The organism is Xanthomonas sontii (genome assembly GCF_040529055.1).
In the GTDB taxonomy this organism is placed as follows: domain Bacteria; phylum Pseudomonadota; class Gammaproteobacteria; order Xanthomonadales; family Xanthomonadaceae; genus Xanthomonas_A; species Xanthomonas_A sontii.
Genome location: NZ_CP132342.1, coordinates 1,625,760 through 1,636,850, shown reverse-complemented (window position 1 = coordinate 1,636,850; position 11,091 = coordinate 1,625,760). Strand labels below are relative to the sequence as shown.

General features: G+C 69.3%; 7 protein-coding genes. 3 read left to right on the top strand and 4 right to left on the bottom strand.

Features of this window, described 5'->3' with window-relative positions:
- The first annotated feature begins 5 nt into the window (after positions 1-5).
- The 3 genes from RAB70_RS06945 (at position 6) to RAB70_RS06935 (ending at position 5,322) form a co-directional block, all read left to right on the top strand.
- Entirely contained in the window at positions 6-1,088 is a 1,083-nt protein-coding gene (locus RAB70_RS06945) for a macro domain-containing protein (protein WP_225851704.1), read from the top strand.
- A 264-nt stretch (positions 1,089-1,352) separates the two neighbouring features.
- The gene (locus tag RAB70_RS06940; protein WP_148829745.1) at positions 1,353-2,753 is read left to right on the top strand and encodes a 3' terminal RNA ribose 2'-O-methyltransferase Hen1; all 1,401 of its coding nucleotides are present in this window, start codon (positions 1,353-1,355) and stop codon (positions 2,751-2,753) included.
- Positions 2,754-2,769: 16 nt separating this feature from the next.
- Positions 2,770-5,322, top strand: coding sequence for a polynucleotide kinase-phosphatase (locus tag RAB70_RS06935; protein ID WP_148829746.1), 2,553 nt, complete (start codon positions 2,770-2,772; stop codon positions 5,320-5,322).
- Between the two features lie 126 nt (positions 5,323-5,448).
- On the opposite strand, the gene RAB70_RS06930 is transcribed toward RAB70_RS06935, so the two are convergent.
- The 4 genes from RAB70_RS06930 to RAB70_RS06915 form a co-directional block, all read right to left on the bottom strand.
- On the bottom strand, positions 5,449-6,753 hold the full coding sequence (locus tag RAB70_RS06930) for a sorbosone dehydrogenase family protein (RefSeq protein WP_192578979.1): 1,305 nt from the start codon (positions 6,751-6,753) through the stop codon (positions 5,449-5,451).
- Entirely contained in the window at positions 6,746-7,189 is a 444-nt protein-coding gene (locus RAB70_RS06925; protein ID WP_148829747.1) for a DUF2231 domain-containing protein, read from the bottom strand. Before RAB70_RS06925 ends, RAB70_RS06930 begins: the two co-directional genes overlap by 8 nt.
- A gap of 184 nt (positions 7,190-7,373) precedes the next feature.
- Positions 7,374-8,549 (bottom strand): LacI family DNA-binding transcriptional regulator, encoded by a 1,176-nt coding sequence (locus tag RAB70_RS06920; protein WP_225851705.1) that lies wholly within the window; start codon positions 8,547-8,549, stop codon positions 7,374-7,376.
- Positions 8,550-8,624: 75 nt separating this feature from the next.
- Entirely contained in the window at positions 8,625-11,069 is a 2,445-nt protein-coding gene (locus RAB70_RS06915) for a GH92 family glycosyl hydrolase (RefSeq protein WP_148829748.1), read from the bottom strand.
- Positions 11,070-11,091 lie beyond the last annotated feature (22 nt).

Genomic DNA, 11,091 nt, shown 5'->3' with positions numbered 1-11,091 from the left:
GCACCATGTTCAAGGCACGAATCGGCGACCTGTTCGCCAGCCACGCCCACGTCCACGCGAATGCGGTCAATTGCGCCGGCATCATGGGCAAGGGCATCGCGCAGGCGTTCAAGCGGCGCTATCCGGCGATGTTCGAGGACTATGCCGTGCGCTGCCGGGAAGGCCGCGTGCGCATCGGCGAGCCCTATCTGTACGACGACGCCAGCGGCATCCGCATTATCAACTTCCCGACCAAGCGCCATTGGCGCTCGCCGTCGCGGCTGGAGGACATCGCGGCAGGGCTGGACCACCTCGCCGCGCATCTGCGCGAATGGGACGTGCACAGCCTTGCCCTGCCGCCGCTGGGCTGCGGCAACGGCGGACTGGCCTGGGAGGAGGTCGGCCCGTTGATCTACCGCACGCTGGCGCACCTGCCGGTCGACATCGAGGTCTATGCGCCGTACGGCACGCCGCTGGCGCAACTCGAAACCGCCTTCCTGACGCGGCCGGCAAACGCCTCGACCGAGGGCGTTGGCAAACGCACGGCGCCCCAGCCGGGCTGGATCGCGATCATGGAAGTGCTGCGGCGGCTGCAGGCCCGGCCGGAGGCGCGGCCGATCGGGCGCACGCTGTTCCAGACGCTCTGCTGGGCCATGACCGAACTGGGCGTACCGACCGGGCTGACCTTCGGCACTGCCGGCCGCGGCCCGCGCCAGGGCGACGTCCGGCCGATCCTGACCGACCTGGCCAACCGCAACTGGCTGCAGGAGCAGCCGCAGGGGCGGACCATGGCACTGCGGGCCTCGCCGCAGTACGACAAGGAGCATGCGCGATTCGCCGCGGCGTATGCGCCCTACGACACCGAGATCGCGAAAGCCGTGGACCTGTTCGCACAGATCAGGAACATCGACCAGGCCGAGGACATCATGACGGTGTTCCAGGCCGCGCGCCGGCTGCAGGTGGCGCATCCCGAACAACGGCACGATGCACAGCAGCTCCTTGCCCTTCTGCGGGATGCAAACACGAACGGGGCGTCGGAAGAACAGCAGCGCACTGCGAAAACGGCGATCGATACGCTACTGGCACTGGATTGGATTCGCTTGCGCTGAGCGCGGCGCTGCAAGGTTCGCCGACACGCATTCAATCCAGCGCGAATTGCGGCAAGGTGCCACCGCATCGCGGCGACTGCGGGTCGACAATCGGCACCCTCGGTCGGCCTGACAGACACGGCCGAGTCACCGGTGGCGTGCCACATCCGGCGCCATGCGGACTCGCCATCCAAGCCAGCAGTGGCCAGCCCACCTGCCCAGCCCCCGCACATTGGCAATGGCAGCACGGTAGACTCACGGCCTTTCTCGCGAAGCCATCACACCGTGCTGCTGTCCCTGTCCACCACCACTCAGCCCGCCACCGATCTCGGCTACCTGCTGGTCAAGCATCCCGAGCGCGCCCACGAGGTCGACCTGCCGTTCGGCACTGCCCGGGTGTTCTACCCGCAGGCCGACGACACCCGTTGCACCGCAGTGCTGATGCTGGACATCGATCCGGTGGGACTGGTGCGCGGTCGCGGCGAAGCCGAAGGCAGCCTGTCGCAGTACGTCAACGACCGGCCGTACGTTGCCAGTTCCTTCCTCTCGGTCGCGCTCAAGCGCGTGTTCGGCACCGCCATGGCCGGCACCAGCAAGAATCGCCAGGCGCTGGCGGACACGCCCATTGCGCTGGAAGCGGAGATTCCGGTGCTGCGGTGTCGCGGCGGCGAGCAACTGCTGCAGGCCTGGTTCGAACCGCTTGGCTACACCGTAACGGTCGAGCGCCTGCCGCTGGATCCGCGCTTTCCCGAGTGGGGCGACAGTCCGTATGTGCGCCTGCAGCTCGCCGGAACCGTCCGCCTGCAGGATCTGCTGACCCACCTGTATGTGCTGCTGCCGGCCATCGATGGCGACAAGCACTACTACGTCGGCCACGACGAAATCGAGAAGCTGCTCGACAAGGGCGGCACCTGGCTGTCCGCGCACCCGCAACGCGAGGCGATCGTCGGCCGCTACCTGCGCCGCCACAAGCCGTTGGTGCGTGCGGCGCTGGCGCGCCTGCTGGACGATGAAGAGGAGGCGATCGACGCCCAGGAAGAGCGCAAGGAAGCGGCCGAGGACGCGATCGAACGTCCGCTCAGCCTCAACGACCAACGCATGCAGACCGTGGTCGAGACGCTGCGCACCCTGGGCGCGCGGCGCGTGGTCGACCTGGGCTGCGGCGAAGGGCGCCTGCTTGGCCTGCTGCTCAAGGAGCCACAGATCGAGCACCTGCTCGGCATCGACGTGTCGCTGCGCTCGCTGGATCATGCTGCCGATCGGCTGCACCTCGAACGGCTGCCGCCGCTGCAGCGTCAACGCATCACCCTGGCCCACGGCGCGCTGACCTACCGCGATCGCCGTATCGAAGGCTTCGATGCGGCCTGCGCGATCGAGGTGATCGAACACATGGACGCGCCGCGCCTGCCGGCGTTCGAGCGCGCCCTGTTCGGTTTCGGCAGGCCGCCTGCAGTGGTGATCACCACGCCGAACAGCGAGTACAACGTGCGCTTCCCGACCCTGCCGGCCGGGCGTTTCCGCCACCCCGACCACCGCTTCGAGTGGACGCGCGCGGAATTCCGCGCCTGGGCCGATGGCGTGGCGCAGCGCAACGGCTACAGCGTGCGCCATGCCCCCATCGGCCCGGACGATCCGGAGGTCGGCCCGCCGACCCAGATGGCGGTGTTTACCCGCGACATGGCCTGACCTTTTCGGCATCCTCATGACGATACGCATTCCCAAGCTCAGCCTGGTCGCCCTGATCGGCCCGTCAGGCAGCGGCAAGTCCACCTTCGCCCGCACCCACTTCCTGCCGACCGAGGTGATCTCCTCCGATGCCTGCCGCGGCCTGGTCGCCGACGACGAAAACGACCAGACCGCCACCGGCGACGCCTTCGAGGTGCTCTACTTCATCGCGCGCAAGCGCCTGGCCGCCGGCCGCCTGACCGTCGTCGACGCGACCAACGTGCGCCCGGAAGACCGCAAGCGCCTGGTCGAACTGGCGCGCGAGTTCCATGTCCTGCCCTGCGCCATCGTGTTCGACCTGCCCGAGCGCGTATGCCAGGACCGCAACAGTGCGCGTGCGGACCGCAACTTCGGCCCGCACGTCATCCGCAACCAGCAACAGGCGCTGCGCAAGGGCCTGCGCGGCCTGGAACGCGAGGGCTTCCGCCACGTCAGCGTGCTGCGCTCGGTGGAGGACGTGGCGGCCGCCACGATCGAACGTATCAAGGTCTGGAACGACCGCCGCGAGGAGCACGGGCCGTTCGATCTGATCGGCGACGTGCACGGCTGCCGCGACGAACTGGTCGCCCTGCTCGGCCGCCTGGGCTACACCGTCGGCGGCACCCGCGAGGCACCCGAGGTCGCCGCGCCGGAAGGACGCAAGGCGGTCTTCGTCGGCGACCTGGTCGACCGCGGCCCGGATTCGCCCGGCGTGCTGCGCCTGGTCATGCACATGGTCGGCAACGGCACCGCATTGTGCGTGCCCGGCAACCACGACGTGAAGCTGCAGCGCAAGCTCGCCGGACGCGACGTGCGCATCAGCCACGGCCTGGCCGAGACGTTGGAACAACTGCAGGCCGAGCCGGAGGATTTCAGCCGCGAGGTCGCCGCCTTCATCGACAAGCTGGTCAGCCACTATGTGCTCGACGACGGCAAGCTGGTGGTCGCCCACGCCGGTCTCAAGCAGGAGCTGCAGGGCCGCACCTCGCAACGCGTGCGCGAGTTCGCGCTGTACGGCGAGACCACCGGCGAGATCGATGCGTTCGGCCTGCCGGTCCGTTCCGACTGGGCGCGCGACTATCGCGGCCCGGCGATGGTGGTGTACGGCCATACGCCGACGCCGGAGCCGGAATGGGTCAACCGCACCATCTGCCTCGATACCGGCTGCGTGTTCGGCGGCAAGCTCACCGCGCTGCGCTATCCGGAGAAGGAACTGGTGTCGGTCGCGGCCGCGCGCGAGTACTACGCGCCGGTCAAGCCGCTGCTTCCGGCCGAGGACGCGAGCGCCGCGGCCATCACGCCGCGCGAGGCCTTGCTGCTCGACCTGGACGATGTGGCCGGCAAGCGCGTGATCGACACCCGCGCCTTCCGCAGCGTCACCATCCGCGAGGAGAACAGCATCGCCGCGCTTGAGGTGATGAGCCGCTTCGCCATCGATCCGCGCTGGCTGGTGTACCTGCCGCCGACCATGGCGCCGCCGGAGACCGCCAAGTCCGGCGACCTGCTCGAACGCCCGCAGGAAGCGCTCGACTTCTATCGCCAGGAAGGCATCGCCACGCTGGTGTGCGAAGAGAAGCACATGGGCTCGCGTGCGGTCGTCGTGCTGTGCCGCGATGCCGGTGTCGCGCAGCGACGTTTCGGCATCGGCGACGATGGCCGTGGCGTCGTCTACACCCGCACCGGTCGCCGCTTCTTCGGCGAGCGCGAACTGGAAAACGCCCTGCTCGACCGCCTCGACGCGGCACTGCAGCACGCGGGCCTATGGGAGGAACTGCATACCGACTGGATCGTGCTCGATGCGGAACTGCTGCCGTGGTCGGCCAAGGCCCAGGAACTGCTGCGCGAGCAGTACGTACCGACCGGCGCCGCCGCCACCGCGGCGCTTGCCACCGCCCGCACCTGGCTGGACGCGGCCGCCGCGCGTGGCATCGACGTGCAGTTCTGGCAGCAGCAGGCGCAGGCGCGCCACAGCGACGCCAGCCGCTTCGTCGATGCCTATCGCCGCTACTGCTGGGCAGTGAACGGCCTGGAGGACCTGAAGATCGCGCCGTTCCACGTGCTGGCCTGCGAAGGCGTGGTCGGCCTGGAGCGCGACCACCGCTGGCACCTGGACATCGCCCGTCGCCTGGCCGACGTCGAACCACTGGTGCGGCTGACCCGGCACGTATTCGTCGATCTGGCCGACCAGGCCAGCGTGGCCGACGCCATCGCATGGTGGGAGGCGCTGACCGCACAGGGCGGCGAAGGCATGGTCATCAAGCCGGTCGAAGGCCTGGTGCGCAGCAAGCGTGGGTTGGTACAACCGGCGATCAAGTGCCGCGGCCGCGAGTATCTGCGCATCATCTACGGACCCGAATACACCGAACCACAGAACCTCGACCGGCTACGCCAGCGCGGCCTGCGCACCAAGCAGTCCCTCGCCATCCGCGAGTTCGCGCTGGGCCTGGAAGCATTGCAGCGTTTCGTCGCGCAAGAACCGCTCTACCGCGTGCACGAATGCGTGTTCGGCGTACTGGCGCTGGAAAGCGAGCCGGTGGACGTGCGGCTGTAATTCCATGTCGGTGCTGTTCCGCCATCCAGCCACGCGCCCGGGCGATCCACAGACCGCACCGCGCCCAGGCGGCATCGCGTACAGACGACGCCACCCACATACCGGTGGGCGGCGTCGTGCACCCGGTCAGAAGCGCACGCGCCAGACGCTGTTGCCGACGTCGTCGGCAATCAGCAACGCGCCGTCCTTGTCCTGCGCCAGGCCGACCGGGGCGCCGTATAGCTGCGACTCGTCCTGCGAGTGGAAGCCGCTGACCACGGTCTGCGGTCGGCCGACCGGCCGGCCCTGCTGGAACGGCACGTACACCACCTGATAGCCGCTGAGCGGCGAGCGGTTCCAGCTGCCGTGCTCGGCCACGAACGCACCTTCGCGGTACTTCGCGGGCAGCGTATCGCCGCGGGAGAACCACAGGCCCAGCGCGGCCACGTGCGAGCCCAGCGCGTAGTCCGGCTTGATCGCCTTGGCCACCAGGTCCGGGCGCTGGTCCTTGACCCGCACATCCACGTTCTGTCCGTAGTAGCTGTACGGCCAGCCGTAGAAGCCGCCGTCCTGCACCGAGGTCAGGTAGTCGGGCACCAGGTCGGCGCCGATCTCGTCGCGCTCGTTGGCGATCGCCCACAGCTTGCCGGTGCGCGGCTCCCACTGCAGTCCGGTCGGATTGCGGATGCCCGAGGCGAAGATGCGGCTGCTGGCCGAGGCCACGTCCACTTCCAGGACGGTCGCGCGGCGGTATTCCACATCCAGCCCGTTCTCGCCGATGTTGCTGTTGGAGCCCACGCCGACGTACAGCTTGCGTCCGTCGGGGCTGGCCAGCAGTGCCTTGGTCCAATGGTGTTCGATCGTGCCGGGCAGATCGGCGAACAACGTGCCGGGCGCGGTGATCTCGGTCTGGCCGGGGACGTAGGGGAACTTCATGATGTTGTCGGTGTTGGCGACGTACAGCGCATCGCCGATCAGCTGCACACCGAACGGCGAGTGCAACCCCTTCAGGAACGCATGCTGTTCCCACTTGCCGTCGGCGGTCCTGCGCAGCAGGGTGATGCGGTTGCCGCCCTTGGCGCTCTTGCCGGAGCGGCTCTGGACCAGCCCTGCGATCAGTTGCTTGGGCGTGGTGACGGGCTCCATCCCCGGCGAATTGGCCTCCACCACCAGCACGTCGTCGTTGGGCAGCACGTACAGCTGGCGCGGATGTTTCAGGCCGCCGGCGATCTTCTCGATCTTCAGGCCAGCCGCCACGGTGGGCGCCTGCCCCTCCTTCCAGCCTACCCCCTCGGGAACCTGCATCGGCGGCAGCAGGAAGTTGCGCGGCTGCGGCAGCGGTGGCGCGTTGCCCGCCTGCTGGGTGGGCTCGAGCGAGGCCTTGCCGCCGCAGGCGGCCAGGGCCAAGGCGCAACTCAACGCGAAAACCGACAGGCTCAGGCGCTTAGCCATGGACGTAACCCTCGCGCGGCGTGGTGCGGATGGCGATGAGCACATGCCCGATCGCCAACAGCGCGACCGTGACGATCGAAAGCCAGAGCCCGGCCGGGACTACCGCATACGCGTCGCGGCTGTGCACGAAGGAATTGAAGATGGCGGCGACGATGGCGAGCAGGTTCAGCCAGAAGTCGAGCCGCTCCACCGGCAGCGTGGAGCGCCGCGCAGTGATCCAGACCTGCACCAGGTTGATCAGGCGCGGCACGATGACGATGACCAGCCCGATCGCGATCAGCCAGGCCGCCGCCTTGGTCCACAGGATCACGCCGCTGCGGGCATAGACGATGTCGAAGATCAGCGCGGCGACGAAGCAGCCGAACGGAATGGGATTGAGCAGGCCGTAGAAGGCGTTGGCCACCACGGAACGGCGCGGTGCAGTCTGCAGATGCATGAGACGGCTCTCGACGAAAGGAAGAAGGGAGCGAAGCGCTCACTCGGCACGAACCCGCGGGACGCGCCGCTGTGAGGGTGCAACCCACTATCTGCCCGCCTCTGTCTAGAGGGCGTCGCGATGGCACTGCGCGCACCGAGTGCCATCGCGCATCGTCGCGGCGGCCGCCGCCGCGTTCGCCGCGCTAGGTACGCTTGCGCGCGATCGGCGCGCCGCTGCTCTCGCGCACCGACAGGCGCACCGGCACGATCGTCCTGCGCGGCGGTACGGCCGCATCCAGCCGCTCCAGCACCAGTTGCGCCGCCTGGCGGCCGCGGGCGCGCGGCTGCGCGGCGAGCGTGGTCAGCGCGGGCGTGCTCACCGCGGCCTCGGGGATGTCGTCGAAGCCGGTGATCGCGAAGTCCTGGCCCGGACGGATGCCGCGCGCGAGCAGGCCCAGCATCAGGCCCAACGCGACCGTATCGTTGTAGCAGACCGCTGCGGTGGGCGGTGCGTCGTGGGCGAACAGGTCACCGTGGCGCGCCGCCGCTTCCAGGCGATTGGGCGCGGACTCGATCAGCCAGGCCGGATCGACCGGCAGCCTGGCCTGCCGCATCGCCTGCGCGTGGCCGGCGCGACGCTGCCGGCAGGAACTGGAATCGGCGTGGCCACCGTAGAAGGCGATGCGGCGGTGGCCGAGCGCGATCAGGTGCTCGGTGGCCAGTTGCGCGCCGCACTGGTTGTCCAGGCCGAGGAAACCCCAGTCGTCGGCGCCGGCAAGTTCGCGGTTGAACAGCAGCACGTTCGCGCGTGCGTCCAGCACCGTGTGCAGTTCGGCGGCGTCGCTGCCCTCGGCCGGCGACAGGATCACGCCGGCCGGCGTGTGTTCCATCAGCGAGGCCAGTACGGCCTGCTGCCGCGCGGGCGATTCGCCGGTGCTGCCGAGCAGGGTCACGTAGCCCTGCTCGCCCAGCGCTTCGTCCACGCCGGCGGCGAATTCGGCGAAGAACGGATTGGCCAGGTCGTTGATGACCAGGGCCACGCAGGTCGAGGTGCGCCGGCGCAGATTGGCGGCGCCGCGGTTGTAGACGTAGCGCTGCCGCTTCAGTTCCGCTTCCACGCGCGCACGCGTGTCGGCATGCACCAGCGGGCTGCCGCGCAGCACCAGCGACACGGTCGCGCGCGAGACGCCGACCGCATCGGCGATGTCGGTGACGGTCACCACCCGCTGGCGGTCGCGCGCGGCGGAGACAGGTGCGGTCTTTGTGGCCTTTTTCCCCTTGTCCGCATGCTCCGCCGCAACCGGCGCCGCCTTGCGCGCGGCGGCCTTGGCAGCCTTGGAACCTGCGGATCCGGTTCCGGGTGGACGCTTCTGGCTCATCGGATCGCTTCCCTTCGGACGAGACGCGCAGCGTAAACCATCGGCTGCGCGCGCCTGCCGCGCGACGGCACGGACTCAGCGCCAGCCCAGGCTGGCGGCGGACGGCGGCGCCGCGCACGGCGACACCGGCAGGTCCTGCGGCTGCGTGCCCCAGCCCTGCGGCTGCGGCGCGTCGCGCAGGTCGAAGCGCAGACGCCCGCCCTGGTGCAACTGCGCCCAATCCAGCCACACCGGCGCGTGCGCGCGGCCGTCCAGCGACACGCCACCGACGTAGCGCAGCTTGCCGTCGCCGGCCTGCGGCGCATCGATACGCAGCGTGCGGCCCGGCCCCACGTCCAGTTCGATGCGCGAGAAGCGCGGCGCGTGCAGCAGGAACTGCCCGGTGCCGGGCACCGCCGGGTACAGACCCATCACGCTGAACAGGTACCACGCCGACATCGTGCCCAGGTCGTCGTTGCCGGTCACGCCGTTGGGCGCGTTGGTGAACAGCGTCTGCGCCGCATGCAGCACGGTGCTGGTCTTCCACGGCTGGCCGATCAGCGTGTACATCCACGGCGCATGCAGGTCCGGTTCGTTGTTGGGGTTGTAGCGGAACTGGCTGTAGTAGCTGTACGGCCCCATCACCCATTCCTTGCGCGCGGCGCCAGCCGGGTCGGCCAGCAACGCGTCGTAGGCGAAGAAGGTATCCAGGCGCCGCGCGGTCTGCTCCGGCCCGTGCATCGCCTCCACCAGGCCCGGCACGTCCTGCTGCGCCAGCCACTGGTACTGCCAGGCCGTGCCCTCGTGGAAGCCGTGTTGCGAACGCGGATCGTAATGCCCATCCGGCGGCGTGTACCACGCCCCGTCCTCGGTGCGCGGCCGCGGGAAACCGGTGAAGCCGGTCTGCGTATCGCGCACCGACGGATCCCAGATCGAACGCCAGTTGCGCCCGCGCCGGTTCAGCACCGCCGCGTCCTCGGCATGCCCCAGCGCACCGGCCATCGTCGACAGCGCACAGTCGGCCAGTGCGTACTCCAGCGTCGCCGAGCCGCCGTGATGAGGGTCGACATCCATGCCCTTGGACGGGAACGCGCGGTCGTACTCCACGAAGCCCTGCGCCAGGTAATTGGCATTGCCGGAACGCCCCGCGTGCCGCGAGTTCATCGGCGGCATCTCGAACGCATTGCGGCGCAGCGCGGTATAGGCCTCGGCCTCGCGCCCCTGCAGCGCGCCGAAGCGCCACAGGTCGACCAGGAACGGGGTGACCGGATCGCCGGTCATCACGTTGGTCTCGAAGTTGGCATAGCCCCAGCGCGGCAGCCAGCCGCCTTGTGCATTGATCGCCAGGATCGAGCGGCCGATATCGGCGGCGCGCTGCGGCCGCAGCAACGCCAGCAACTGGTTCTGCGCACGATAGGTGTCCCACAGCGAGAAGAACTCGTGGTAGGTCCAGCCGTCGGCGTGGTGGATGCCGTCGTCGTAGCCGCGGTAGCGGCCATCGGCGTCGCTGCCGGTCAGCGGCTGCAGCAGCGCGTGGTAGAGCGCGGTGTAGAACACCACGCGGTCGTCGCCGCTGGCGCCTTGCACGCGCACGCTGGCCAGTTCCTTGTCCCAGGCCTGCTGCGCGCGGGCGCGCATCGCATCGAAGCCGAGCAGGCGGCCATTGGCCATGCCCTCACTGCGCAGGTTGTTGCGCGCGCCCTCGGCATCCACGTGCGAGATCGCCGAAATGGCGGTCACCGCGCGGCCCTTGCTCAGGTCGAAGGTGAGCCACGCGCCGCTGGGCTTGCCCTCGCCCTCCATGCCATGCCGCGATCCGGGCACGCCGCCGGCCTCGCCCCAGGTGCCGAAGGCCTTGAACGGGCGGTCGAACTCCAGGCGGAACCAGGTGGTGTACTGGTGGCCGCCGCAGAAGCTCTGGGTCACCAGCTTGCCTTCCACGACGCGGTCGCCGACCACGTCCAGGGTGCTGCCGGTGACCGTGTGGCGGGCGTTGGCCTGGCCGATGTTGACCAGCACGTGGCCCTCGCCCGAGGTGGAAAAGGTGTAGCGCTCGGCCGCGGCGCGGGTCAGTGCGGTGGCTTCGGCGTCGATGCCGCCGTAATCGGTCAGCCGCACCTTGTAGTAGCCGGCCTGGCCGCGCTCGCCGTCGTGCTGGTAGCGCGCGCCGTAGCGGGTGTGGTCGAACGCCTTCGGGTCGCCCGTATCGAACTCGCCACCGGGGCCGATGCGCCCGGTGACCGGCAACACCGAGACCTGCCCGCCCTGCTCCCAGCAACCGGCGCCGGACAGGAAGGAATGGCCGAAGCCGCGGATCTGCGGATCGTCGTAGCGCCAGCCGGCGTAGTGCGCACCGATCGGGCTGACCTGGATCATCCCAAACGGAGCGGACGCACCGGGGAAGGTGTTGCCGTCGTCCTTGCTGCCGATGAAGGTGTTGACCTCGGCACTGAGCCGCGGCGCGGCGGCCAGTGCCGGCGTCACCAGCAGCAAGGACAGGGCGAACGTGCGCAGCAGGGAGGGCAGCGGGGAAGACGTCATGCGATGGATCCTGTAGTGGACG